The organism is Flavobacterium sp., assembly GCF_044361065.1.
Taxonomy (GTDB): Bacteria; Bacteroidota; Bacteroidia; order Flavobacteriales; family Flavobacteriaceae; genus Flavobacterium.
In genome coordinates this window covers 15,528-42,395 of record NZ_JBIKJI010000002.1, presented here as the reverse complement: position 1 = coordinate 42,395, position 26,868 = coordinate 15,528, and the positions used below count along the sequence as shown (strand labels likewise).

Here is a 26,868-nt window from a genome sequence, read left to right as displayed (position 1 = left end):
ATTGTTCTCTATATTTTGCAATAGTTCTTCTTGCAATTGGAAATCCTTTTTCTTTAAGAATTGCTGCCAAATCTTCATCAGGTAAGGGTTTACTCTTGTCTTCATCAGCAATAACGCGTTCTAAAATATTTTTGATTTCTATGGTAGACACATCTTCTCCTTGATCGTTTTTCATCGCTTCAGAGAAGAATTCTTTAATTAGTTTCGTTCCGTAAGGTGTATCCACATATTTACTATTTGCTACACGGGAAATGGTAGAAATATCCAAACCAATCATATCCGCAATATCTTTTAGAATCATTGGTTTTAATTTAGATTCTTCACCTTCCAAAAAGTATTCTCGTTGAAAATACATAATGGCATTCATCGTAACAAATAAGGTTTCTTGACGTTGTTTTATGGCGTCAATAAACCATTTGGCAGAATCCAATTTTTGTTTGATAAACTGTACCGCATCTTTCTGTGAATTAGACTTGTCGCTGGAAACTTTATACGTTTGTAGCATTTCTTGATAGTCTTTAGATACGTGTAATTCTGGCGCATTTCTTCCGTTCAAAAGCAATTCTAATTCGCCATCTACAATACGAATGGTAAAATCAGGTACTACGTGTTCTACAATCCTACTATTGCTATCGTAACTACCGCCCGGTTTTGGATTTAATTTTTCAATTTCTTCAATCGCTTTTTTTAATTGGTCTTTGGAACAATCAAATTTTTGCAATAATTTATCGTAATGTTTTTTAGTAAACGCATCAAATTGTTTATCAAGTATTGCAATGGCTAAATTAACCGATTCCGTTGGGGTTTTGTGTTTTAATTGAATCAATAAACATTCTTGTAAATCCCTTGCGCCTACTCCAGAAGGTTCTAACTGTTGCACAATATGCAATACTTTTTCAACTGATTTTTCATCGGTATAGACCCCTTGTGTAAACGCCATATCATCTACAATATCCTGAATGGTTCGTCTGATATAACCTGAATCTTCAATACTTCCTACTAAAAATTCAGCAATTTCTCTATCGTTTTCTGAAAGAATAAAGGTATTTAATTGATTAATTAAATCTTGATGAAAACTAATTTGAGCCGCCATAGGCAACGTTCGGTCTTCATCGTCATCGCTATAATTATTGCTTTGATATTTATAATCTGGCGTATCGTCGTTGCTTAAATATTCATCAATATTAATATCGCCAGTATCTATTTGGTCGTTATCGTAATCATCATAACCATCCTCATCATTTGAAGAATCATTATAGTCATCTAACGATTCGTTATTGTCGTCTAAACTTCCTTCTAAAGCTGGATTTTCAACCATTTCCTCTTGCAAACGTTGTTCAAAAGCTTGCGTAGGCAATTGAATCAACTTCATCAACTGAATTTGTTGAGGCGATAATTTTTGCGATAATTTGAAATTTAAACTGTGTTTAAGCATATTGTTTTTTGGTTTATGTGTTTAATCGTTTATAAGTTTAAAAGGCATTGTGTATAAACCTTCTAAACTTCTAAACTTTTTAAACTTCTAAACTATTTTTTAAAACTCTGCATTATCTGGCGTTCTTGGGAAAGGAATTACGTCGCGAATGTTAGTCATACCCGTAACAAACAACACCAATCTTTCAAAACCTAATCCGAAACCTGAATGCACCGCTGAACCAAATCTACGAGTGTCTAAATACCACCATAATTCTTTTTCATCAATACCTAATGCTTTCATTTTTTCGATTAAAACATCCAAACGCTCTTCACGTTGCGAACCTCCAACAATTTCTCCAATTCCTGGAAATAAAATATCCATAGCGCGTACGGTTTCTTTTCCTGGTTCGGTTCCGTCATTTAATCGCATATAAAATGCTTTAATTTTAGCTGGATAATCAAATAAAATTACGGGACATTTGAAATGTTTTTCTACTAAGAAACGTTCGTGTTCTGATTGTAAATCGGCACCCCATTCGTCAATTAAATATTGGAATTTTTTATTTTTATTTGGTTTCGAATTTTTAAGAATATCAATAGCTTCAGTATACGAAACACGTTTGAAATTATTCTCTAAAACGAAATTTAATTTTTCTAACAAAGCCATTTCGCTACGTTCCGCTTGTGGTTTGTTTTTTTCTTCTTCTAATAAACGATTTTCTAAAAACTTTAAATCTTCAGGACATTTATCTAACGTGTATTTAATTACATTTTGAATAAAATCTTCCGCTAAATCCATATTCGCAGCCAAATCATTAAAAGCTACTTCTGGTTCAATCATCCAAAATTCGGCTAAGTGACGTGATGTATTTGAATTTTCCGCACGGAAAGTAGGTCCAAATGTATACACTTGACCTAAAGACATTGCATACGTTTCTGCTTCTAATTGCCCAGATACGGTAAGATTAGTTTGTTTACCGAAAAAGTCTTCTTTATAATTTACTTTTCCATCTTCAGTTCTTGGCGTATTATCAAAAGGTAAAGCGGAAACTTGAAACATTTCTCCAGCACCTTCAGCATCAGAACCTGTAATAATTGGTGTATTTACATACACAAATCCTTTTTCTTGAAAATATTTATGTACCGCAAAAGACAATGTAGAACGTACACGCATAATGGCACCAAACATATTGGTTCGGGTACGCAAGTGTGCATTTTCTCTTAAAAAGTCTAAACTTGGTTTGTTTTTAGGTTGTATTGGGAATTTTTCCGCATCTGAATCGCCTAAAATTTCAAGTTTTGCTACTTGAATTTCAACTTTTTGTCCAGCACCTTGACTTTCTACTAAAGTTCCAGTCACAGAAATTGCAGCACCTGTAGTAATGCGTTTTAAGGTTTCTTCAGGTGTGTTTTCAAAATCAACCACACACTGAATATTATTAAGTGTTGAACCGTCATTTAGCGCAATAAATTGATTGTTTCTAAACGTTCTTACCCAACCTTTTGCGTTTACTTCTTGTAACGTTTTTGTATTTTCTAATAAATCTATAATTCTGATGTGCTTCATAATCTCCAAATGTTCATTTAAAATGCAAATATAGGGCGAATTTTTGAGTTTTAGAAATACGAATTTTAGATAAATTTATACTGGTTTTTTCTTTATTAGAAGCTACTTATTATTTCAATTTTTCACTAATTTTACAAAATGATATTAGTTACAGGCGGAACAGGTTTAGTTGGTTTTCATTTATTATTGCAACTTTCTCAAGAAGAGAATGCCATACGTGCAATATATAGATCGGAGAAAAGACTTCTGCACGTTAAAAAATTATTCGAAAATGAAAACAAGCTTTCGGAATTTGAAAAAATTGATTGGGTTAATGCCGATATTTTAGATATTCCTGCACTTGAAACTGCTTTTACTAACGTTTCTTATGTATATCATTGTGCTGCGTTGGTTTCTTTTAATCCAAAAGACGAAGAAAAACTGTACCAAAATAATATTGTTGGAACCGCAAATGTGGTGAATTGTTGCTTATATTCAGATGTAAAGAAATTGTGCTATGTAAGTTCAATTTCGGCATTAGGAAATGGAACAGAACATAATTTATTGATAAATGAAGAAACGGAAAGAAACAACGAAGCCGTAAGAAGCGATTATTCTATTTCGAAATTTGGCGCAGAAATGGAAGTTTGGCGAGGATTTCAAGAAGGATTGGATGTTGTAATTGTGAATCCTGGTGTAATTTTCGGGAACGGATTTCCAAAAGAAGGCAGCAGTTTATTTATTCAAAATATAAAAAAAGGACAATTATTTTACACGCAAGGTAAACTTGGAATTGTAGCCGTGGAAGATGTGGTAAAAGCGATGACGAACTTAATGAAAAGCACCATTTCTGGCGAACGATTTATTTTAGTTGCCGAAGATAAAACTTATAAAGAATTGTTTGATAGTATTGCAACTAATTTGGCTTCGAGAACCTCAGCCAACAAAGTAAAAAAACCAAAATTTGAAATAAAAAAGTGGCAATTACAAATTATTCGAATCTTTGAGTTTATTTTCACAACCCTGTTTTTCAGAAAACGAATGCTCACAAAAGCAACCATAAACGCATTATATAATTTAGAAACTCACGATACGACTAAAATTAAAAACGCCATTGATTTTGAGTTTTTAGATATGAAGGTGTATTTGGAAACGTTGATAGAGAAAATGAAATAAAAAATCCAAATTCCTTTTACATATTGGAATTTGGATTTTTAATATTGAAAGTTATTTATTATTATACTTTCATAATTTCAGCTTCTTTAGCTACAAAAATTTCATCAATTTTCTTAATAAAAGCATCCGTTAATTTTTGTACGGAATCTTCCGCAATTTTACAGATATCTTCAGATGTTCCGTCTTTTTCTTCTTTTTTGATGTCGCTATTGGCGTCTTTTCTGGCGTTTCTGATACCTACTTTAGCATCTTCTGCTTCTGCTTTGGCTTGTTTTACTAATTCGCGTCTTCTATCTTCTGTTAAAGCAGGAATACTAATAATAATATTATCACCATTATTCATTGGGTTCAACCCTAAATTAGCTATCATAATCGCTTTTTCAATAGGTTGCAACATCGCTTTTTCCCAAGGCGTTACGGTTAAAGTTCTTGCATCAGCTGCTACAACATTTGCCACTTGAGCCAATGCCGTTTGTGCCCCGTAATAATCTACAAAAACACTCCCTAACATTTGCGGAGAGGCTTTTCCTGCTCTAATGTTTAAAAATTCTTTTTCTAAATGCGCAACTGAACCATTCATAGATTCTTTTGCGCTATCAATAATAAAGTTAATTTCTTCTGTCATTTTTTTATGATTTTTAGATGGTTAGATTAAAGATTGTTAGACTAAAATATATTCTAATAGTCTAAAATTCTAATAATCTAATTATATTGTCACTGTTGTTCCTACTGTTTCTCCGTTACAAATTTTAAGTAAATTTCCTTTTTTGTTCATATCAAAAACAATAATCGGTAATTTATTTTCTTGACTTAAAGTAAAAGCTGTGGTATCCATTACATTTAATCCTTTTGCTAATACATCGTCAAAAGTAATGGTGTCGTATTTTACTGCATTTGAATCTTTTTCAGGATCAGCAGTATACACACCATCCACGCGAGTTCCTTTTAAAATAACATCGCAATTTACTTCTATTCCTCTTAAAACTGCTGCCGTATCTGTAGTAAAATATGGATTTCCAGTTCCGGCACCAAAAATTACTATTCTGCCTTTTTCTAAGTGTCTTGTAGCTCTTCTTTTGATATAAGGTTCTGCAATAGCTTCAATTTTTAATGCGGTTTGTAAACGTGTTGGCATTCCTGCATCTTCTAATGCCCCTTGTAACGCCATTCCGTTAATAACTGTGGCTAACATACCCATATAATCGCCTTGTACACGATCCATTCCGTTACTTGCACCTGCTACACCTCTAAAAATATTTCCACCACCAATAACAATGGCAATTTCTACACCTTGATCGTGAATTTGTTTGATTTCTGAAGCATAATCTGCTAAAGTTTTCGGATCAATCCCGTACTGTCTTTCGCCCATTAAGGCTTCTCCACTTAATTTAAGAAGGATTCTTTTGTAACTCATTGTGTTATTTTTAGTGTTGCAAATATAATTATTATCTGCTATCAAAAAAACAATTTAATTTAGAAACTCCAATTCTGTGTAACATATAATACACAATTGCTCATAATTTATTTTTAAATTTGTAAAAACAATTCATCAACTATGAAATCTATCATTCAATCTGCTTTACAAAATAGTTATTCTTATAATGAATACCGAACGCTTGTTTCGAATTTAATTAGCGAAGGAAAATCGACCGGACTCGAACAAAGTGCCGATTTATTGCACTATTCGGAATTGAATGAAGTGCGAATGAAACGTTTAGAAAAAACACTAAAATTAGACTTAGAAGTAGAAAAAGCGCTGCAAAATTTGAAATCTAAACAAACTTGGTTAGTAATTTCAGAAGGTTGGTGTGGCGATGCCGCTCAGATTTTACCAATAATCAAATTAATGTCTGAAGCTTCTAAAAATATAGATTTGAAATTAGTTTTTCGTGATGAAAATGAAGAATTAATCAATCTGTTTTTAACCAATGGTGCTAAATCCATTCCGAAATTATTGCTTTTAGATGAAGTATTCCATTTAATAAATCATTGGGGACCAAGACCAGAAGGCGCAAAAAACCTAATAATTGAATATAAAGCAAACCACGGAATTGTGGATGAAGCTGTAAAAATAGCTTTGCAAAAATGGTATTTAGATGATAAAGGAATTTCTACAATGAAGGAGATTGTTGGGATTATAAGTTAAGATTAATCAAAGGAAAAAACACTCAAACCTAAACTTATTGTATTTAAAGATTGCTGATTAAATTTAAATCCATAAAAACTACTATCAATAAACAAAGAAAAGTCATCATTATTTAAAAACCCTATTCTTGCTTTATAATAATTACCTGCTAAATTACCCCTACCTAATACAAAACTTTGACCAAAACCAAATTGTGTGATTAATCTTGTTTCATCTGCTATTTTAGGCAAAATGGAAAGTTGTGCATAAATTGGAACCGAAATAAGTTTTGAATCCCAATTCAAATCTAATCCAGAGTGAGATGAAATTCCAATCCAATTATGAAAAATATACCCATAACCTAATTTTGTACCTAATCCACTTGGTTTGTACCAAGGTTTAGATCTAATTTCATCTAATTCCTTTTGTTGATTTAATCCAAAAGGAACCGTGATTTCAAATTGAGTAAAGTTTGAAAAATTAGATTGTTTATTCTGTGAAAATGATTGACAAAAAACAAATAAAAAAACAATCGCCTTAAATAATTTCATAAAATTAAGATATTAATCCTTGAATAAAAACTTCAGGTTCCGTAGCGTTTTCCACCGAATAATCACCGATTTTTGTTCTGCGAAGCGCGGTTAAATGACCTCCTGAATGCAAAGCCAAACCAAAATCGTAAGCAATGGAGCGAATGTACGTTCCTTTGCTGCAAACAATTCTAAAATCTATTTCGGGTAAGGCAATTCTGGTAATTTCAAATTCAGAAACCATTACTTTTCTGGTTTTTATTTCCACTTCAATGCCTGCACGAGCCGATTCGTACAACCTTTTTCCATCTTTTTTAATGGCTGAAAAAACAGGTGGTTTTTGGTCTATTTCACCAATAAATTGCGGTAACGTTTCGTAAATTAAAGTTTCTGTGATATGTTCGGTTGGAAACGTGGCGTTAATTTCTGTTTCTAAATCGTATGAAGGTGTTGTGGCGCCAACTGTAATGGTTCCAGTATATTCTTTAGCTTGACCTTGTAATTCTTCAATTCTTTTTGTGAATTTTCCTGTACAAATTAGTAATAAACCAGAAGCAAGCGGGTCTAATGTACCAGCGTGACCAATTTTGAATTTTTTAGGTAATTTTAATTTCTTTATTAATCCGAATTTTAATTTATTTACAGCTTGAAAAGAAGACCATTTTAGTGGTTTATCAATTAGTAAAATTTGTCCTTCTTGGTAGTCTTCTGCTTTCATTATTTGTAAAAATTAAAGTACGCTAACAACAGAATTCCTGCAATAATTCTGTACCAACCCCAAGGTTTAAATCCGTATTTTTTAATGATTTCAATGAAAAACTTAATAGCTAAAACCGCTACTACAAACGCAACTAAATTTCCAATTATAAACATTTTAGTATTGTCTTCTGTTTTCAGAATTAATTCGAAACCTTTTAGACCACTTTTATCATACGTTTTCAAAAATACCGAATAACAAGTAACCGCTAACATCGTTGGCACGGCTAAAAAGAAAGAAAATTCCGCAGCCGCTTGTCGACTTAGTCCTTGTTGCATTCCTCCAATGATACTTGCAGCACTTCTACTTGTACCTGGCATCATAGCCAAACATTGCCAAAAACCAATAGTAACCGCTTTTTTAATAGTGATGTCTTCTTCTTTATGAATGGTCTGATTTTTAAAAAATCGATCTACGAATAGTAAAATTATTCCTCCAATAATTAATACAATCGCAATAGGAGTAGGATGTTCTAAAACTGCTTCGATTTTATCATCAAACAATTTTCCCAAAATTAAAGCAGGACCAACTGCACAAGCCAATTTGATGAAGAATTGCAACTTCGAAAAATCGAAAAACTTTTTCCAATACAATACAACCACCGCCAAAATAGCACCAAATTGTATAGAAACTTGAAATAATTTTACAAATTCTTCTTTTTCAATTCCGAAATAAGAACTGGCAAAAATCATATGTCCTGTAGAAGAAACCGGTAAATATTCTGTAATGCCTTCAATAATGGCAATGATAATAGCTTGAAGTAAATCCATTTTTTTAGTGATTAGTGATTAGTAAAAATAAATTAAACTATTTACTAATTACTTTTTACTAATCACTAAAATAGAATAAATTGTAATTCCGAATCCAATTAACACAACCGTTGGCGCTAACCTAATTCTTCTGAAGCTATATACGTCTTCATTAAATACATTTGGATTTTCGTTGGCACCACCGCTCATTAAAATAAATCCTAAAGCAATAACCACTAATCCGATAATTAATATTTTATAATTGGTAGCACTGAATAAAAATTCGGGCTTTTTTGTGTTTTCTTTCATTGTAATTTATATTTATGTTGTTTTAAGGCCTCAATTTATGGTGTCTGAGGTTCTCGAAGTCACCATCGACTTAGATTCTCAAAGTCACTTTTTACTTAAGGCTTCTAATACAAATCGTCTGTTCTTAAATTTAAGAAACGAGTGGTTGCAAAATACGTACTCAACCAAGTAATAATAATACCGATTAACAATACGCCAAATGCCACAATACCAATAGAAGCGTAATCTTTTGCAATTCCTAAAGTTGGAAATAAACCATCAATATAAAACGCTAAAATAACCAATCCAATAATGGCCAAAACCGCTCCAATTATTCCTAATAAAATACTTGTTTTGATAAAAGGTTTTCTGATGAATGTTTTTGTAGCTCCAACCATTTGCATCGTTTTTATGGTAAATCGATGCGAATAAACCGACAAACGGATCGAACCGTTAATTAACAACATCGCTACAAAAGTTAAAACTGTACTTATAATTAAAATCCAAAAACTAATTTCAGATACATTTTCGTTAACTAATTCTACCAATTCTTTATCGTAAATAATGTCAGAAATATTGCCATTTCTTTTAAAATTATTTTCTATTTTTTTAATCTCTTCTTTAGTTACATAATCACTTTTTAAATTAATATCAAAAGAATTTTGTAACGGATTAAATCCTAAAAACTCCATAAAATCCTTACCAACTATGTCTGGATTGTTTTTAGCAGCTTCTTCTTTGGTTACAAAATCGTACGATTTTATAAACTTTGAATTTTTCAATTCTGTATCAAATGCATTTAGAATCGTATCATTCGCTTCGTCTTTAAAATAAACACTCATAGGAATGTTTTCTTTAAAATCGTTCGAAATTTTTTCAGAATTTATCACAAACAAACCTAATGCTCCTAATAAAAAAAGTACTAAAAAAATACTAAAAACTACCGAAAAATAAGAAGAAATTAATCTTCTGCGTTGATATTGCTCAAATGATTGTGCCATAAGTTTACTAATTATGCTGTAAAAATAGTAAAGAAATTTTGTTTACACAGAATATAACAACAAAGTTTTAACATTAGTATATAAAAATGTAAATTTGCACCTTATTTTTCGGTTAAAACCGATAATAAAAAAACAGAAAATAGACTATAGAAAACAGAAATGAAATATTTCCACGAAAAAATCGAAGCCAAATGGCAACACTATTGGGCAAAAAACCAAACTTTTGCTGCGTCTAATCAATCGGATAAACCTAAATACTATGTATTAGATATGTTTCCGTATCCATCTGGAGCTGGTTTGCACGTGGGGCATCCGTTAGGTTATATCGCTTCAGATATAGTTGCACGTTATAAAAGACATCAAGGATTTAATGTATTGCATCCGCAAGGGTACGATTCATTTGGTTTACCAGCTGAACAATATGCGATTCAAACAGGACAACATCCTGCAGATACGACTCGAATGAATATTGAAGGTGGTGTAGATAAATCGGGAAATAGTATTCAAGGGTACAGAAATCAATTGGATAAAATTGGATTTTCGTTTGATTGGAGCAGAGAAGTTCGTACCTCAAATGCAGACTATTACAAGCATACCCAATGGATTTTCATTCAATTATTTGAATCTTGGTACAATAAAACATCCGATAAAGCGGAAAGTATTTGCACCTTAATGCAAGAATTTGAGAAAAACGGAAATACGCAAGTTAATGCCGTTTGCGATGATAACATCACTTCGTTTTCTGCAGCCGAATGGAGCGCTTTTTCATCAGAACAACAACAAAAAATCTTATTACAATACAGATTAACCTATTTAGCAGAAACCGAAGTCAATTGGTGCGCGGCTTTAGGAACCGTTTTAGCGAATGACGAAATTGTAAACGGCGTTTCAGAACGTGGTGGACATCCCGTAGTTCGTAAGAAAATGACACAATGGAGTATGCGAATTTCTGCTTACGCGGAACGCTTATTACAAGGTTTAAACGATATCGATTGGAGTGAATCTATCAAAGAATCACAACGAAATTGGATTGGAAAATCAGTCGGAGCTACAGTTTCGTTTAAAGTCAAAAGTCAAAAGTCGGAAAGTCAAACACAATCTGAGTCTTTCGACCTTCGACCTTCGACCTTCGACTATATCAATGTGTTTACGACCAGACCTGACACGATTTTCGGAGTTACCTTTATGACATTGGCACCCGAACACGATTTGGTAAAACAAATTACCACTCCAGAACAAAAAGCAGCGGTGGAAGCTTATGTAGAAGCAACAGCAAAACGTTCAGAAAGAGAAAGAATGGCCGATGTAAAAACCATTTCAGGAGTATTTACAGGGGCATATGCCGAACATCCGTTTACCAAAGAACCCATTCCGGTTTGGATTGGCGATTATGTGTTGGCGGGTTATGGAACAGGTGCCGTTATGGCGGTTCCTTGTGGCGATGAGCGTGATTATGCTTTCGCGAATTTCTTTAAAGGAACGCACGGAATGCCCGAAATAAAAAATATTTTCAACCAAGATATTTCTGAAGCCGCTTATGGTGAAAAAGGTGGTTTTGAATTGGTAAATTCTGATTTCTTAAACGGATTAGATTATAAAAACGGAACGAAAAAAGCCATCGAAGCTTTAGAAGAAATAGGCGCAGGAAATGCCAAAGTGAATTACCGTTTACGTGATGCCGTTTTCTCTCGCCAACGTTATTGGGGCGAACCTTTTCCAGTATATTATGTGAATGGTTTACCACAAATGATTGACAAAAAACACTTGCCAATTGTATTACCAGAAGTAGAAAAGTACTTACCAACCGAAGACGGACAACCACCTTTAGGAAACGCAACAGTTTGGGCTTGGGACGTTGAAAAGTCGCAAATTGTTAGTTGTGAGTTGATAGATAATGTAAACGTATTTCCGTTAGAATTGAACACTATGCCAGGTTGGGCAGGTTCTTCTTGGTACTGGATGCGTTATATGGATGCGCAAAATGAAAACGATTTTGCGAGCGAAGACGCCTTAAAATATTGGGAAAGCGTAGATTTATACATTGGAGGAAGCGAGCACGCCACCGGACATTTATTGTACTCTCGTTTTTGGAATAAATTCTTAAAAGACAGAGGTTATGCTCCAACCGAAGAACCATTCAAGAAATTGATTAATCAGGGAATGATTTTGGGAATGAGTGCTTTTGTGTATAGAAGTGAAGATTCTAAAACCTTTTATTCTAAAGGATTAATTCAAGGTAAAAATGTAAATCCTATCCACGTTGATTTATCTTGTATAAATGATATTACGAACGAATTAGATATCGAAAAATTCAAATCACATCCTTTATATGCTGATTATAAAGATGCAGAATTTGTTTTAGAAAACGGAAAATACATTGTTGGTCGCGAAGTAGAAAAAATGTCGAAATCAAAGTATAATGTAGTTTCACCAGATGATATTTGTGATGAATATGGTGCCGATACCTTACGTTTGTACGAAATGTTTTTAGGACCTTTAGAGCAATCTAAACCTTGGAACACGGCAGGAATTACAGGTGTTTCTGGTTTCTTGAAAAAATTATGGCGTTTGTATTTTGATGATAACGGTTCGGTTATTGTAAACGATGAACCAAATGCAGAAATGTATAAATCGTTACATAAAACCATTAAAAAAGTAACCGAAGACATTGAGAATTTCTCTTTCAACACATCGGTGTCTCAATTTATGATATGCGTAAACGAATTGCAACAATTAAAATGCAATCACAGAGCTATTTTAGAACCTTTAGCCATTTTAGTTTCGCCATATGCACCTCATATTGCGGAAGAATTATGGTTGGGATTGAAAGATTTAAAAATTGAAGAATTGAAAGATTACGAAGGGATTTCAACACAACTTTTTCCAAAATTTGAAGAAAAATATTTAGTTGAATCTGAAAAAGAATATCCGGTTTCGTTTAATGGAAAAATGCGATTTACGATTAAGTTACCATTAGACTTAACAGCCGCTCAAATTGAAGAAATCGTAATGGCAGACGAGCGCACACAAGCACATTTACAAGGCAGAACGCCAAATAAAGTGATTATTGTTCCAGGAAAGATTATTAATTTGGTGGGATAGAGTTATTTTAACAAATTATTAATAGATTTTAGCTTTCCTGATTTTAATTTTGTTAAAATAACATTTAAATAATTGATCAAAATGAGAAAATTTATACTTTTAGTGGTTTTGGTTGCTTTTCAATTTGGAACGGCCCAAGAAAAAAATGAAGAAAACAAAAAAAGTAATGCAGAGACTACTTTTTACATTGGAGTTAATGCGCATATTCAAGACAATTTAAATCTTAATAGAAATTTACAAGCATCAAATGTTGTTCTTTTAGATAACAGCCCGGCAGAATTTGTTTTTGGATTCAATGTTTTTGGGAAAAAATATTCTTCTGATTTTGAATTTGGATTTGGAGAAAATAAAAAAGAGAATTTATCTTCAAAGAATAAGAATATGCATTTTACGGGACGTATTCGCTTTCATTATAACCTGATTAACAAAACTAATTTTGCATTTACTTCTGGGTTAAGTTTAGCAGGAACCTCTTCAGAAGTAGATTTGTACTCTAAAAACAACACTATTGATTTTAATAATTTAAATCCTAATACAAATGGTGGTTTGTTATCTATAAGAAATCAAATGTTTTATGCAGGCCCATCTTTATCAATATATCTATTTAAAGATAAATTTTATAAAGTCAGATTGAATTGCGCTTATGAATTGGCTTTTACCAATGGAAAATGGAAGTCTGATTACGGAAATATCGCAAATTCAATTAATGAAAGAAATAATAATCGTTTTGTAGTAGGTTTAGTATTTTAAGATATACGAATAAAATGTAATCGATAATAAAAATGGCATTTTTTACATTTGTCTAAAACAAACAAATGTCAAACTGTCATTTTTTATATTTGGCTCATAATTTGATGTTAATTTAGTAACTTTAAATTTTTAAAATTAAATACTATGTTTGATTTACCTTATATGATTTTAATTGGAGCAATTGCTCTTTTTAGTTGGTTAGTAAGTTCTCGTTTAAAAAGCAAATTTGAGCATTACTCGAAACTTACCTTAAGAAATGGGATGTCTGGTGCCGAAATTGCAGAAAAAATGCTCGCCGATCACGGAATTAGTGATGTAAAAGTGATTTCTACTCCAGGAAGATTGACAGACCATTACAATCCAGTAGATAAAACAGTGAATTTATCAGAAGCCGTTTATAACCAAAGAAATGCAGCAGCTGCAGCAGTAGCCGCTCACGAAGTTGGACACGCGGTACAACACGCACAAGCCTACGAATGGCTAACGATGCGTTCTAAAATGGTGCCAATGGTTAATGTGTCGTCAAGTATGTCGCAATGGTTAATTATGGGTGGAATTATTTTAGGATTCGCTTCAAAATCTGGAATTGGCTTTTATGTTGCTGTTGCAGGTTTGGCTTTAATGGCTGTTGCAACGGCTTTCAGTTTTATTACTTTGCCTGTTGAATATGATGCAAGTAATCGTGCTTTGGCTTGGTTGAAAAACAAAAATATGTTAGGTCAAGAAGAATATGCTGGCGCCGAAGATTCTTTAAAATGGGCTGCCAGAACGTATTTAGTTGCCGCTTTAGGTGCTTTAGCTTCTTTATTATATTGGGCATATAGAATATTAGGATCCAGAGATTAATTCTTAAAAACCTAAAATAGTAAATCCAAATTTCGAAACAATTTCGGAATTTGGATTTTTTTATTTAATTATAGTAATCGTATCCAAAATAAGGTACATCAAATTCTTTAAAAACTACGCCATACTGTTCTAATTCTTCTAAAATTGGTAGATACACTTCTTTAGAAACAGGTAATTGCACCCCTGTTGTTTGTATCTCGCCATTTAATATCTTCAAAGTGGCAATGGCTACGGGTAATCCTACGGTTTTTGCCATCGCGGTATACGTTTGATCGTCGCCCAAACAAACCATTGTTGAATCAATTTGTTTTTGCTCACCGTTAACTTCATAACCAATTTTATGATACATCACAATCATATCTTTATCTTCTGGTTGTAATGTCCATTTATACGATAGTATTTTTTCTAACATTTGAGCTGGAGTAGCATTTTTTAAACCTGTAACTACCGACTTGCTAAACAAATCTAACTCTAAAAGTTTGTCCCAAATTACATCGTCTTGGTCAATTTTTAATTGATGTCTGAATTTAATTTCCACCGAGTCCGTTGGATGATAAGGCAAAAATAAATTCACAAAATCGCGATTACTCATATGTTCAGAATCATCAATAATATAGGTATCATCCGTCATACCTAATTGCACAAAAACATCCCAAGCTTTTGAAAAACCTACTCTTCTTATGGTTCCACGATAACAGGTTTCTGCATTTTGTAAACCATAAATGTCTCTATATTTTAAAGAATCTCTGTTTGCGTACGCTTCAAATCGTCCAAAACCTTCTACTTCTAAAAATTCGGTTCTTCTAAATAATTTATGATAAGGAATGTACTTATAAGTGCCTTCTTGTATGAATTTTGCCGCGCCGCCTTGACCCGCTAAAACGACATTTCTTGGATTCCAGGTAAATTTATAATTCCACAAATTGGTATCGCTTTCTGGAGCTACTAAACCGCCACAAAAAGATTCGAAAAGAATAATTTTTCCGCCTTTACTTTTAATGTCGTCCATAATTTTCATAGCACTCATATGGTCTATTCCTGGATCTAAACCAATTTCATTCATCAAAACAATTTGGTTTTCTTTAGCTTGAAAATCTAAACTTTTCATTTCTTCACTAATGTACGATGCCGTAATCATATTTTTTTTATAGAAAATACAATCTTTAGCTACCTCAATATGAAGATGAGCCGGTAGCATTGAAATAACAATATCCGCTTGTTGAATTTCTTGTTTACGTTGTTCGTCATTACAAACATCAAAAGAAATGGCACGTGCATTTTTATGGTTTCCCGTTTTCTTATTGGCTAATGCTTCGGATAAATCAGCAATGGTAATTACTAATTTTTCGTCTTCTGATTTATCTAATAAATATTTTATAAGTGAAGAGGCTGATCTACCCGCTCCTATAATAAGTATCTTTCTCATTTTACTTTAATATCACACGAAGGTAATGAAATGTTATATTTCTAAAAAATAAAAACGAGCATTTATAAAAAAACTTGATTTGAAGTTTGTTATATTTGTGAAGAGATAAAACACAATCCATGGAAAAGAAAATTCTACTTGCCGCTTGTACTTTAGGCTTTTTAGCTATTATATTTGGAGCTTTTGGTGCACATGCCTTAAAAAAATCACTTACTGTTGAACAATTAAATTCTTTTGAAACAGGTGTGAAATATCAAATGTATCACGCCTTGTTTTTATTGTTCATTGGCGCAACGCAAATTATTACCTTAAAGGAAAAAACAATCATATTTTATTTGACTTTAGCGGGTGTGTTCTTTTTTTCAGGTTCCATTTATGTATTAACAACTAATGGCTTAACTGGAATTAAATCAAAACTAATTGGGCCTATAACACCAATAGGAGGTTTACTTCTTATCCTATCTTGGGGATATTTATTTTATGCAATTTTGACGAAAAAATAACAGAAAACGCGTATTTGTCAAATTATTGTTTAATTTTGCACTTTAAATAAAAGCAACATAACTTATAATTTTATGGATACCTACGCTCAATTTACGAAATCGATTTCGTTAGAAAAATATGGAATCAAAAATGTCACAGAAATCGTATATAATCCTTCCTATGATTTACTTTATGACGAAGAGTTAAATGACAACCTACTAGGTTATGAAAAAGGTCAACTAACAGAACTTGGCGCCGTTAATGTTATGACGGGTGAATTTACAGGTCGTTCTCCAAAAGACAAATATATAGTAAAAGACAGCACAACAGAAAATACCATTTGGTGGAATTCTGAAAAAGCGGTTAACGATAACAAACCTATTTCAACAGAAACTTGGAATGCCTTAAAAGAAACTACTTCTACACAATTATCCGGAAAAAGACTTTTTGTAATTGATGCGTTTTGTGGTGCAAATGAAAACACACGTTTAAAAGTTCGTTTCATTATGGAAGTGGCCTGGCAAGCGCACTTTGTAACAAATATGTTCATCAGACCAACCAAAGAAGAATTAGCAAACTTTGGCGAACCAGATTTCGTGGTGATGAACGGTTCTAAAACATCGTTTAAAGACTACGCAGCACATGGATTAAATTCGGAAGTTTACGTTGCCTTTAACTTAACAGAAAAAATTCAGTTGATTGGTGGTACTTGGTATGGTGGAGAAATGAAAAAAGGACTTTTCGCCTTAATGAATTATTACTTACCCTTACAAGGAATTTCATCGATGCATTGTTCTGCAAATAAAGGGACAAATGGTGATGTAGCTGTTTTCTTTGGACTTTCTGGAACAGGAAAAACAACCTTATCTACGGATCCTAAACGCGAATTAATTGGTGATGACGAACACGGTTGGGATAATGATGGTGTATTTAATTTTGAAGGCGGTTGCTATGCAAAAACTATTGATTTAAGTGCGGCAAACGAACCAGATATTTTTAAAGCTATAAAAAAAGACGCCTTATTAGAAAATGTTACTGTTGATGTTAATGGAAAAATTGATTTTAAAGATGGTTCTGTAACACAAAATACGCGTGTATCTTACCCTATTTATCATATAGACAATATAGTAAAACCGATTTCAAAAGCAGGACACGCTAATAAAGTTATCTTTTTAACCGCAGATGCTTTTGGGGTGATGCCACCAGTTTCAAAATTAACTCCTGAACAAACAAAATATTATTTTTTATCAGGATTTACAGCTAAATTAGCCGGTACTGAAAGAGGCGTGACGCAACCAGAACCCACGTTTTCAGCTTGTTTTGGAAAAGCCTTTTTAACTTTACATCCAACAAAATATGGAGAAGAGTTAGTAAAAAAAATGGAACAACATCAAGCTACTGCTTACATGGTAAACACAGGTTGGAATGGAACTGGAAAACGAATATCTATTAAAGACACAAGAGCTATAATTGATGCCATTTTAGATGGTTCAATTGAAAAAGCAGCAACTACAATTGTACCTGTTTTTAATTTTGAAGTGCCAACTTCATTACACGATGTTGACTATACTATTTTAGATCCAAGAAATACGTATGCAAATCCAAAAGAATGGGATACAAAAGCTGAAGATTTAGCAAGTCGCTTTATTAAGAATTTTATACAGTACACGGATAATCAAGAAGGTGCTGCTTTAGTAGAAGCAGGTCCAAAATTATAAAACCTAACAAAGTAAAACTTACTTGTAAAATCGTCTTGAAATCAAGACGATTTTTTATTGTACAAAAAAAGCGTTCATTTCTGAACGCTTTTTTAATTTATATATAAAATAATTATTTCCCTTTATTTGCTTCCGCAACATATTTTTCCAAAGCACCTGTCATAGATGGTGTTCCTGGAGCTGGTGCTAAAATATCAACTCGTAATCCATGATCTAAGGCTTCTTTTTGAGTAGTTGGTCCAAACACTGCAATTCTTGTATTATTTTGCTCAAAATTTGGAAAATTCTTAAATAAAGATTTTATTCCTGTTGGACTAAAAAATGCCAAGACATCATAATAAACATCTTTTAAATCAGATAAATCACTCATTACAGTTTTGTAAAAAATTCCTTGTTTCCAATCTACTTTCAAACCGTCTAATGTTTGAGGTACATCATGATTTAATTGATCTGTATTTGGCAATAAAAACTTTTCGTCTTTGTATTTTTTTATAAGTGTCGTTAAATCAGAAAAATCTTTCTGACCTACATAAATTTTACGTTTTCTGTACACTACATATTTTTGTAAGTAAAACGCCACTGCTTCGGATTGACAAAAATATTTTAAATCTTCAGGGATTTTATATCTCATTTCTTCTGCAACTCTAAAAAAGTGATCTATAGCATTTTTACTAGTAAATATAATTGCTGTAAAATAATTTAAATCAATTTTTTGCGCTCTTACTTCCTTAGCTGAAACGCCTTCAATATGAATAAAAGGTCTAAAATCAATTTTAACCTTAAATTTATTTTGCAAATCGTGATATGGAGAATTGTCCACTTTAGGTTCTGGTTGCGAAACCAAAATCGTTTTTACTTTCAAATTTGACATACCTAAAAAATTCCTAATTTTTCGTTACCCAATAATACATGAAATAATACGGTGCTATTTCAAGCGTGCAAAGATATAAAATAAAATAAAACAATTTGCTTAATATTGTCTTTTGATACGTTTTAACTAAAAAATAATAAGTAAAAACATTATAAAGTAAAAAAATGGTTAAAATAATGTAAAACACTTCTTTTATTGGCCAAGAATTATAATACAAAACAATATTTATAGGTAATAATATAAAACCTAAAAAAGCGCGATAATTTACTTTTATTAGATTAAACTTATCTACTAAACTTTCGGAATCTATAGCTGTTCCTATAATTTTTTCAATTAAAAATTTAGATAAAATAAACACAAATAAAAATGTTATTACTTGGATATAAGTTATATAATTATCGGTTTTCGTATAATTAAAATAACTTAAAAACAATAAAATAAAAAAGGAAAAGGAAATTAATTGAATGACAAACATAGAAATCGTAAACCAACTTAATAAATTATTGGTGTCTTTGTATATCTTATTATACTTTTCAGAATAGCCTAATTTTATAAATTCATTAAATCGAACTGAAAAAATAGTTTTATTAAGTGCAATAATGGCTGTCGCTAAAACAAATAATAGGGTTGCCCAATCTTTGTTGACTAAAACTCGTTCTATTGATAGCATAATATTCATACTGCAAAAGTAACAAAAAAAATAACTCAAATAAATTATAAAATTATTAAGAAAATAAATGTAAAAATAACTTAATTTTGTAAAGTAATAAAAATAACAATGTCAGCAGGAATAGTAATTATACCTACATACAACGAAATTGAAAATATAGAGCGGATTATCCATGCTGTTTTTCAATTACCCTCAAGCTTCCACGTCTTAATTGTGGATGATAATTCACCCGACGGAACTTTTAATAAAGTAGCTGAATTACAAAAACAGTATTCAGAAAAATTATTTTTAGAAGTTAGAACTAAAAAATCTGGTTTAGGAACTGCTTATGTACATGGTTTCAAATGGGCACTTTCGCATAATTATCAATATATTTATGAAATGGATGCCGATTTTTCTCATAATCCAAACGATTTAGAAAAGTTATATTTTGCTTGTCAAAATGGGGCTGATGTGGCAATTGGCTCAAGATATTCTAAAGGTGTAAACGTGGTTAACTGGCCATTAAACCGAGTTTTAATGTCTTATTTTGCTTCTGTTTATGTAAAGTTTATTACTGGCATGCAAATTCATGATGCTACTGCGGGTTTTATATGTTATAAACGAAATGTTTTAGAAACAATAAATATTGAAAAAATTAAATTTGTAGGATATGCATTTCAAATAGAAATGAAATATCGTGCTTTTGTAAATAAATTTAAGATTGAAGAAGTCCCAATTATTTTTACAGACAGAACCTTAGGCGAATCTAAAATGAGCGGCGCCATTATCCGTGAAGCTGTAATTGGGGTGATTATGTTACGAATTAGAAAAATATTTAACAAACTATAAATGAGTACATTTTTAATTAAAAATGCAAGAATTGTAAATGAAGGGAGCGTCTTTGAAGGAGATGTATTGATTGAGAATGAAATTATCCGTCAGATTGCAGATAACATAAGTGCAAAATCTTCGGAATGTATAATTATTGATGCAGAAGGAAGCTTTTTAATACCTGGTGTTATTGATGATCAAGTTCATTTTAGAGAGCCAGGACTTACACACAAAGGCGACATCGCATCAGAAAGTAAAGCCGCCGTTGCTGGTGGAATTACCTCATATATTGAGCAACCCAACACGGTTCCGAACGCAGTAACTCAAGAGCTTTTAGAGGATAAATATCAAATTGCTTCCAAAACATCTCACGCCAACTATTCATTTATGATGGGCGGTACTAATGATAATTTAGAAGAAATTTTAAAAACCAATCCTAAAAATGTAGCAGGTTTAAAACTGTTTTTAGGTTCTTCTACAGGTGACATGTTAGTGGATAGTTCAGCCTCGTTAGAAAAAATATTTTCTAATACGAAACTTTTAATAGCTGTACATAGCGAAGACGAAACCATTGTAAAAAATAACCTTGAGAAATACAAAGAAATCTACGGTGATGACATTCCAGTAGAAAAACACCCAGAAATTAGAAGTGTAGCAGCATGTTACGAATCTACTGTTAGAGTTATTGAATTGGCTAAAAAAACTGGAGCAAGATTGCATGTTTTTCATATTTCAACGGCTAAAGAATTAGACTTATTTACAAATAAAATTCCGCTGGAAAAAAAGCAAATTACAGCTGAAGTTTGTATTCACCATTTGTGGTTTACAGATGCAGATTATGAAACCAAAGGTTCATTAATTAAATGGAATCCAGCTGTTAAAACGAAAGAAGATAAGGACGCGCTTTGGAAAGCACTTTTAGATGATAGAATAGATGTAATTGCCACAGACCATGCGCCTCATACTTTAGAAGAAAAATCAAATCCATATACAACTTGCCCATCTGGAGGTCCATTAGTACAACATGCTTTAGTAGCCATGATGGAGTCCTACTTTAATGGTAAAATTTCTATAGAAAAGATCGTTGAAAAAATGTGTCATAATCCAGCGAAAATTTTCAAAATAGAAAATCGTGGTTTTATTAAAGAAGGTTATTTTGCCGATTTAGTTATAGTGAATCCACACATGCCTTGGAATGTAAAAAAAGAAAATATTATTGCAAAATGTGGCTGGTCGCCATTTGAAGGAAATAATTTTAAATCAAGAGTGACACACACTTTTGTAAATGGAAAACTGGCTTATGCCAATGGAAAGGTAAAGGATATTATAGCTGGACAAAGGTTAACTTTTGATAGAGAATAAAACTAGATGAAAAAAATAATATATTTAACCGTTTTTTTTGGATTATTTGCTTGTAGCGAAAATCCCGTAAAACCTCCGAAAAAACTTTTGGATGAAAAAACTATGGAAAATATTTTATATGATATAGCAATTTTACAAGCCGCTAATAGTAATGCCCCAGAAATTTTACAAGCAAATAAAATTGAAGCTAAAGACTATATTTACAAAAAATACAAAATAGATAGTGCTACCTATCATCAAAATAACAGATATTACGCTGCAGAAGTGAACAATTACAAACACATAAACAATCGAATTTTAGCTAGGCTAGAAAAACACCAAAATGCTAAAAAATAAAAAAACGCCAAATTCAATGAATTTGGCGTTTTAATTTAAAATTTATTTTGTTACATTTTCATTAACCAATTTCTTACCGAAACTTCTTTATCAATAATGTTTTTTAAATCTGCAATTGCTACACGTTCTTGAAGCATCGTGTCTCTATGACGGATTGTAACTGTTTTATCTTCTACCGTTTGATGATCCACAGTAATACAAAACGGCGTTCCCAAAGCGTCTTGACGTCTGTAACGACGGCCAACAGCATCTTTTTCATCATAGGCTACGTTGAAATCCCATTTTAATTCTTCCATAATTTCTTTGGCAATTTCTGGTAACCCATCTTTTTTAACCAAAGGTAACACAGCCGCCTTTGTAGGTGCTAAAACAGAAGGTAAACGCAATACAGTACGAGTAGAGCCATCTTCTAATGTTTCTTCTTGTAATGCTTTTGAAAAAACCGCTAAAAACATTCTGTCTAAACCAACGGATGTTTCTACTACATAAGGTACGTAGTTTTTATTTTCTTCAGTATCAAAATATTGTAATTTTTTACCAGAAAATTGTTCGTGTGCTTTTAAATCGAAATCTGTACGAGAATGAATTCCTTCTAATTCTTTAAATCCGAAAGGAAAATTGAATTCAATATCTGCAGCTGCATTTGCATAGTGTGCTAATTTTTCGTGGTCGTGAAAACGGTAATTTTCAGCACCTAACCCTAATGATTTGTGCCAATTTAATCGCGTCGTTTTCCAGTATTCGTACCATTTCATTTCTTCACCTGGTTTTACGAAAAACTGCATTTCCATTTGTTCAAATTCGCGCATACGAAAAATAAATTGTCTTGCCACAATTTCATTTCTAAATGCTTTACCGGTTTGTGCAATTCCAAAAGGAATTTTCATTCGGCCTGTTTTTTGAACATTTAAAAAGTTTACGAAAATACCTTGTGCCGTTTCTGGTCGTAAGTATAAATCCATTGCCGTATCTGCAGAAGCGCCTAATTTAGTACCAAACATTAAGTTGAACTGGCGTACTTCCGTCCAATTACGAGATCCAGAATCTGGACAAGCGATTTCTAATTCTTCAATTAAAAGTTTTACATCATCTAAATCACCAGCGTCTAAACTTTTCGCCATTCTGGCTAAAATTTCGTTCTTTTTAGATAGATATTCAACAACTCTTGGATTAGTTGTAATAAATTCTTGTTCGTTAAAAGCATCACCAAAACGCGCCTTTGCTTTTTCTATTTCTTTTTGTGCTTTAATGTTTAATTTTTCGGCATAATCTTCAATTAAAACATCTGCACGATATCTTTTTTTTGAATCTTTATTGTCAATTAATGGATCGTTAAATGCATCAACATGGCCAGAAGCCTTCCAAGTGGTAGGATGCATTAATATTGCAGCATCTAATCCTACAATATTTTCATGCATTTGCACCATGGATTTCCACCAATATTCTCTAATATTTTTCTTTAATTCTACACCGTTTTGCGCGTAATCATATACCGCACTTAAACCATCGTAAATTTCGCTCGAAGGGAAAATAAATCCGTATTCTTTTGCATGCGAAACTACATTCTTAAATAAGTCTTCTTGTTTTGCCATGTTGCAAAAGTAAAAATAGGAATGGAATTAAAAAAGTAATTTTTTAATTATAATTGAAAATGGTTGAACTAATTTTAGTAGTTCCTGAATATAAGTTTACAATATATCTTCCTTTTACCGTTTTGTTCTTTTCTAAATCAACATAACTGCAAACATCTGTTATTTGTTGCTGGTATTCAAACTTTACTAATTTACTATATTTTAAAGTAATATTATTATTTTCAAAGGTCAATTCTTCCACAGAAACGATATCATTTTTAGGATTTACGACTTGTACAAAAAATTCTTTTTCGCCAGTAGAAATTAATTTATTTCTGTCAACTGTAAAGCAAACTCTAATTTGTTCAATTGGCTTTACTTTATTTGGTGTTTTATTATCTGTAAGAAACTTAACCCCTTTTACTTGCAAATTAGTTACTTCAAACTTAGCATCTTTTAAAGCCGTATTTTCTGTAATTTTAGGAGTTTTTACTTCTGGTTTAATTAACGTTCTAAGTTTTTCTATTTGCTTTAATTTTTCTTTCAGTATTTTAATTGAATCCTTTATTTGATCAATTTCCTTATTTAATTCCGATAAATTCTTAAATTTAATATTCTTTTTAGGATCTTTTAAATCAGACACTTTTATAGACAAATCCTGAAAACTTTCATCAAAATTATTATATAAACTCGAAACAGAATCGTACTTCGTAAGTATTTCTGATAATTGACTTTGCGTAATTAATGTTTCTTGTTTTAATGTGTCTTGTAGTTCTTTAGCAGATTTGTTATCTTTATAACTTTTAAATAACACAAGTAGTAAAAAAATGGACAATAAAAGTATAGCGACCTTATAGGTGTTGTTGTTTCTTTTTGAAGACATTCTAAATATTTTTACTAAAGTAAAACTTATGTTTTAATATGATAAAATTTTTCGACCAAATACATAAAAATCTGTTAAACGTGGTATTTCCTGCGTTTTGTAATGGCTGTTCGAAATTACTTTTGAAAAATGAAAAAATTATTTGCACCACTTGCATGCATCATTTGCCACTTACTCATCATCATAATTTAAAAGAAAATGAAATGCATAGGGCATTTTATGGCATAGTGCCTTTTGAATTTGGTGCTTCGTTATTATATTTTAGAAAAAAAGGGATTGCACAACAATTAATGCACAATTTAAAATATAAAAACCAACAAGAAATCGGCACTTTTTTAGGAGATGTTTTTTCAAAAAACGTATTAGATTTGGCTGTTTTTAATGATATTGATGTGATAATTCCTGTGCCCTTACATAAAAAACGTTTTCACGAAAGAGGATACAATCAAGTTACAACTTTTTGTGAAGCATTAGAGAAAAACTTAGCTATTCCGATTATTGATTCTGTTTTAGTAAAATCAATTAACTTAAAATCACAAATTCAAAAGTCAAAAGAAAATCGCTTAGAAACCAATAAAAATGTATTTTCAATTGAAAACGCCCATAAAATTGAAGGAAAACACGTGTTGCTTGTAGATGATATTTTTACAACTGGCGCCACTATTGAAGCGTGTGCAAAAGAAATATTAAAAATAAAAAACACCAAAATTAGCATCGTAACAATGGCGTATACACAATCATAAAATTTATTTAAATATTATGATGCGAATGAATATAATTGTTACTTTGCAGTATTAAATAGCGACATAATTAATGAAAAAAATCATATTACTTCTTACTATAATTTCTCTTGTATTTATCAGTTGTGCCAAAAGAGGTATGATTTCTGGCGGACCAAAAGATAGCATTGCTCCTGTTATTGTTAAAAGCACTCCGAAAAATTATGAAACCAATTTTTCCGGGAAAACTATTAAAATTGATTTTAGCGAATACATAAAAGTAAAAGACATTAACAAACAATTGATTGTGTCGCCACCTATGGCAAAAAATCCAACAATTGTACCACAAGGAAGTGCAAGTAAATTCATTTCAATTACTTTAAATGAAGATTTAAAACCGAATACTACCTACAGTTTTAATTTTGGACAAAGTATTGCAGATTACAACGAAGGCATCCCGTATTCGCAATTTAAATATGTGTTTTCAACAGGAGCATTTGTAGATTCTTTAAAAGTTTCTGGTGAAATTGTAGACGCATTTGAAAAAGAAACAGATGAATTTGTAACTGTAATGTTGTATGACGCTGAAACGTATAATGATTCATTGGTCTACAAAAACAAACCCGTTTATATTACCAATACTTTAGAAAAAAACACGAAATTTACTATTGAAAACATAAAAGAAGGTAACTATTATTTAGTGGCTTTAAAAGACAAAAACAACAATTACAATTATCAGGCAAAATCGGAAAAAATTGCCTTTAAAAAGGAAAAAATAAAAATTCCTTCAGATAGTAGTTATACTTTAAAACTATTTGCAGAGAAAAACGAAATCAAAACCTATTCGCCAACCCTTGAAAGTAATAACAAATTGTTTTTAGGGTACGAAGGCAATGCTAACAATGTGAAACTTTTTTATAAAAAAAATAACATTGAAACGCCTTTACGATTTGCAAAATCAGCGAATAAAAAATCGGATACTTTACAAGTTTTTATACCTAAAGAAGCTAAAGATTCTATACAAGTACTTGTGAAATCTGATAACTATTTGAAAAATTATGTAGTGAAATTAAAAAAGTTAAAAGAAGCAGATTCATTAAAAGTGACGCTTTTTGCTAATAAAAAATTCCAATTTAACGAGAAACTTAGTTTAGAAACCACTACGCCAATTAAAAAAATAAATGCTGAGAAAATATTTCTGAGAAAAAAAGATAGTACTTCAGTCTCCTTCACAACAGAAATTAATGATTTTGAACAATTGATTTCTTTTGATTTTAAACAAGAAGAAAACGAAAAATACGAACTCGAGTTACTGCCAGGAGCCATAGAAGATGAATACGAAACTCAAACTGATAGTTTAAAATTTACTTTTGACAAAGGTGCGGTAAGCGATTTTGGGAATTTAAAATTGCGATTGAAAAACATCAATAGATTTCCGTATGTTGTACAAATTTTAAATACTTCTGGAGATATCGTTAGCGAAAAATACTGCACTAAAGAAACTGAATTATATTTTGAAGCTATTCAGCCAAGCAACTATCAAGTGCGGTTGTTTTACGATGACAACAAAAATAGAATTTGGGATTCAGGAAATTTCAAAACCAAATTACAACCCGAAGAAATGATTTATTTTCCCGGTTTAATAGACGTAAGAGCCAATTGGGATGTGGATCAGGAATTGGAGTTAAAATAATATAAAAAAACGCATTCAAATTGAATGCGTTTTTTAT

General features: G+C 31.7%; 26 protein-coding genes. 12 read left to right on the top strand and 14 right to left on the bottom strand.

Translation table 11 applies throughout. From position 1 onward, the window contains the following. A partial coding sequence (gene rpoN / locus ACIQ11_RS00420) for an RNA polymerase factor sigma-54 (protein ID WP_396151773.1) occupies nucleotides 1-1,435 on the bottom strand: 1,435 nt, incomplete at its 3' end. A 99-nt stretch (nucleotides 1,436-1,534) separates the two neighbouring features. Next, the gene (gene asnS, locus ACIQ11_RS00415; protein WP_396151771.1) at nucleotides 1,535-2,983 is read right to left on the bottom strand and encodes an asparagine--tRNA ligase; all 1,449 of its coding nucleotides are present in this window, start codon (nucleotides 2,981-2,983) and stop codon (nucleotides 1,535-1,537) included. 138 nt (nucleotides 2,984-3,121) lie between these two features. Between asnS and ACIQ11_RS00410 the strand changes: the two genes are divergently transcribed. Beyond that, nucleotides 3,122-4,138 carry an NAD-dependent epimerase/dehydratase family protein gene (locus ACIQ11_RS00410; protein ID WP_396151769.1) on the top strand — a complete coding sequence of 339 codons (1,017 nt, stop codon included), beginning with the start codon at nucleotides 3,122-3,124 and terminating at the stop codon, nucleotides 4,136-4,138. Between the two features lie 61 nt (nucleotides 4,139-4,199). Here the strand turns inward: ACIQ11_RS00410 and frr are convergent, their stop codons facing one another. Further along, nucleotides 4,200-4,763 (bottom strand): ribosome recycling factor, encoded by a 564-nt coding sequence (frr, locus tag ACIQ11_RS00405; RefSeq protein WP_396151767.1) that lies wholly within the window; start codon nucleotides 4,761-4,763, stop codon nucleotides 4,200-4,202. A gap of 81 nt (nucleotides 4,764-4,844) precedes the next feature. Then, nucleotides 4,845-5,552 (bottom strand): UMP kinase, encoded by a 708-nt coding sequence (gene pyrH / locus ACIQ11_RS00400; RefSeq protein WP_396151765.1) that lies wholly within the window; start codon nucleotides 5,550-5,552, stop codon nucleotides 4,845-4,847. 141 nt (nucleotides 5,553-5,693) lie between these two features. On the opposite strand from pyrH, the gene ACIQ11_RS00395 reads away from it, so the two are divergent. Next, a complete protein-coding gene (locus ACIQ11_RS00395; RefSeq protein ID WP_396151763.1) occupies nucleotides 5,694-6,284 on the top strand; it encodes a thioredoxin family protein in 591 nt (196 codons plus the stop codon). A gap of 2 nt (nucleotides 6,285-6,286) precedes the next feature. Here the strand turns inward: ACIQ11_RS00395 and ACIQ11_RS00390 are convergent, their stop codons facing one another. The 5 genes from ACIQ11_RS00390 to ACIQ11_RS00370 form a co-directional block, all read right to left on the bottom strand. After that, nucleotides 6,287-6,814 carry a hypothetical protein gene (locus ACIQ11_RS00390; protein ID WP_396151761.1) on the bottom strand — a complete coding sequence of 176 codons (528 nt, stop codon included), beginning with the start codon at nucleotides 6,812-6,814 and terminating at the stop codon, nucleotides 6,287-6,289. A 4-nt stretch (nucleotides 6,815-6,818) separates the two neighbouring features. Then, nucleotides 6,819-7,511 carry a tRNA pseudouridine(55) synthase TruB gene (truB, locus tag ACIQ11_RS00385; protein WP_396151759.1) on the bottom strand — a complete coding sequence of 231 codons (693 nt, stop codon included), beginning with the start codon at nucleotides 7,509-7,511 and terminating at the stop codon, nucleotides 6,819-6,821. Continuing rightward, nucleotides 7,511-8,320 carry an undecaprenyl-diphosphate phosphatase gene (locus tag ACIQ11_RS00380; protein WP_396151757.1) on the bottom strand — a complete coding sequence of 270 codons (810 nt, stop codon included), beginning with the start codon at nucleotides 8,318-8,320 and terminating at the stop codon, nucleotides 7,511-7,513. Before ACIQ11_RS00380 ends, truB begins: the two co-directional genes overlap by 1 nt. Nucleotides 8,321-8,368: 48 nt before the next feature. Further along, on the bottom strand, nucleotides 8,369-8,608 hold the full coding sequence (locus ACIQ11_RS00375; protein ID WP_396151755.1) for a DUF3098 domain-containing protein: 240 nt from the start codon (nucleotides 8,606-8,608) through the stop codon (nucleotides 8,369-8,371). Between the two features lie 104 nt (nucleotides 8,609-8,712). Beyond that, nucleotides 8,713-9,588 carry a cell division protein FtsX gene (locus ACIQ11_RS00370; protein ID WP_396151753.1) on the bottom strand — a complete coding sequence of 292 codons (876 nt, stop codon included), beginning with the start codon at nucleotides 9,586-9,588 and terminating at the stop codon, nucleotides 8,713-8,715. Between the two features lie 159 nt (nucleotides 9,589-9,747). Here ACIQ11_RS00370 and leuS point away from each other — a divergent pair, with 159 nt between their 5' ends. The 3 genes from leuS (at nucleotide 9,748) to ACIQ11_RS00355 (ending at nucleotide 14,286) form a co-directional block, all read left to right on the top strand. Then, entirely contained in the window at nucleotides 9,748-12,690 is a 2,943-nt protein-coding gene (leuS, locus tag ACIQ11_RS00365; protein WP_396151751.1) for a leucine--tRNA ligase, read from the top strand. 81 nt (nucleotides 12,691-12,771) lie between these two features. Continuing rightward, nucleotides 12,772-13,440 carry a hypothetical protein gene (locus ACIQ11_RS00360; protein WP_396151749.1) on the top strand — a complete coding sequence of 223 codons (669 nt, stop codon included), beginning with the start codon at nucleotides 12,772-12,774 and terminating at the stop codon, nucleotides 13,438-13,440. 144 nt (nucleotides 13,441-13,584) lie between these two features. Continuing rightward, the gene (locus ACIQ11_RS00355; RefSeq protein ID WP_353079455.1) at nucleotides 13,585-14,286 is read left to right on the top strand and encodes a zinc metallopeptidase; all 702 of its coding nucleotides are present in this window, start codon (nucleotides 13,585-13,587) and stop codon (nucleotides 14,284-14,286) included. 64 nt (nucleotides 14,287-14,350) lie between these two features. On the opposite strand, the gene ACIQ11_RS00350 is transcribed toward ACIQ11_RS00355, so the two are convergent. Then, a complete protein-coding gene (locus ACIQ11_RS00350; RefSeq protein ID WP_396151746.1) occupies nucleotides 14,351-15,712 on the bottom strand; it encodes a saccharopine dehydrogenase family protein in 1,362 nt (453 codons plus the stop codon). A 119-nt stretch (nucleotides 15,713-15,831) separates the two neighbouring features. Between ACIQ11_RS00350 and ACIQ11_RS00345 the strand changes: the two genes are divergently transcribed. Beyond that, entirely contained in the window at nucleotides 15,832-16,215 is a 384-nt protein-coding gene (locus ACIQ11_RS00345) for a DUF423 domain-containing protein (protein WP_396151744.1), read from the top strand. A gap of 72 nt (nucleotides 16,216-16,287) precedes the next feature. After that, the gene (gene pckA, locus ACIQ11_RS00340) at nucleotides 16,288-17,913 is read left to right on the top strand and encodes a phosphoenolpyruvate carboxykinase (ATP) (protein WP_396151742.1); all 1,626 of its coding nucleotides are present in this window, start codon (nucleotides 16,288-16,290) and stop codon (nucleotides 17,911-17,913) included. A 112-nt stretch (nucleotides 17,914-18,025) separates the two neighbouring features. On the opposite strand, the gene ACIQ11_RS00335 is transcribed toward pckA, so the two are convergent. Together ACIQ11_RS00335 and ACIQ11_RS00330 are read right to left on the bottom strand one after the other, a co-directional pair. Continuing rightward, nucleotides 18,026-18,775: a uroporphyrinogen-III synthase gene (locus ACIQ11_RS00335; RefSeq protein WP_353079313.1), complete on the bottom strand. Its 750-nt coding sequence runs from the start codon at nucleotides 18,773-18,775 to the stop codon at nucleotides 18,026-18,028. Nucleotides 18,776-18,797: 22 nt separating this feature from the next. Further along, nucleotides 18,798-19,463 (bottom strand): DUF4271 domain-containing protein, encoded by a 666-nt coding sequence (locus tag ACIQ11_RS00330; RefSeq protein ID WP_396151740.1) that lies wholly within the window; start codon nucleotides 19,461-19,463, stop codon nucleotides 18,798-18,800. Between the two features lie 99 nt (nucleotides 19,464-19,562). On the opposite strand from ACIQ11_RS00330, the gene ACIQ11_RS00325 reads away from it, so the two are divergent. Genes ACIQ11_RS00325 through ACIQ11_RS00315 form a run of 3 tightly spaced genes read left to right on the top strand, consistent with a single transcriptional unit; the run spans nucleotide 19,563 to nucleotide 21,965 of the window. Beyond that, entirely contained in the window at nucleotides 19,563-20,285 is a 723-nt protein-coding gene (locus ACIQ11_RS00325) for a polyprenol monophosphomannose synthase (RefSeq protein ID WP_353079307.1), read from the top strand. Next, the gene (locus tag ACIQ11_RS00320; RefSeq protein ID WP_396151738.1) at nucleotides 20,286-21,629 is read left to right on the top strand and encodes a dihydroorotase; all 1,344 of its coding nucleotides are present in this window, start codon (nucleotides 20,286-20,288) and stop codon (nucleotides 21,627-21,629) included. A 6-nt stretch (nucleotides 21,630-21,635) separates the two neighbouring features. Next, nucleotides 21,636-21,965 (top strand): DUF4296 domain-containing protein, encoded by a 330-nt coding sequence (locus ACIQ11_RS00315; RefSeq protein WP_396151736.1) that lies wholly within the window; start codon nucleotides 21,636-21,638, stop codon nucleotides 21,963-21,965. 50 nt (nucleotides 21,966-22,015) lie between these two features. On the opposite strand, the gene ACIQ11_RS00310 is transcribed toward ACIQ11_RS00315, so the two are convergent. Both ACIQ11_RS00310 and ACIQ11_RS00305 read right to left on the bottom strand, forming a co-directional pair. After that, nucleotides 22,016-23,557: a glycine--tRNA ligase gene (locus ACIQ11_RS00310; RefSeq protein ID WP_396151734.1), complete on the bottom strand. Its 1,542-nt coding sequence runs from the start codon at nucleotides 23,555-23,557 to the stop codon at nucleotides 22,016-22,018. A gap of 43 nt (nucleotides 23,558-23,600) precedes the next feature. After that, nucleotides 23,601-24,419, bottom strand: coding sequence for a hypothetical protein (locus ACIQ11_RS00305; protein WP_396151732.1), 819 nt, complete (start codon nucleotides 24,417-24,419; stop codon nucleotides 23,601-23,603). Nucleotides 24,420-24,457: 38 nt separating this feature from the next. On the opposite strand from ACIQ11_RS00305, the gene ACIQ11_RS00300 reads away from it, so the two are divergent. Both ACIQ11_RS00300 and ACIQ11_RS00295 read left to right on the top strand, forming a co-directional pair. Continuing rightward, on the top strand, nucleotides 24,458-25,162 hold the full coding sequence (locus ACIQ11_RS00300; RefSeq protein WP_396151730.1) for a ComF family protein: 705 nt from the start codon (nucleotides 24,458-24,460) through the stop codon (nucleotides 25,160-25,162). 70 nt (nucleotides 25,163-25,232) lie between these two features. Next, nucleotides 25,233-26,831, top strand: coding sequence for an Ig-like domain-containing protein (locus ACIQ11_RS00295; RefSeq protein WP_396151728.1), 1,599 nt, complete (start codon nucleotides 25,233-25,235; stop codon nucleotides 26,829-26,831). The last annotated feature ends 37 nt before the right edge of the window (nucleotides 26,832-26,868 follow it).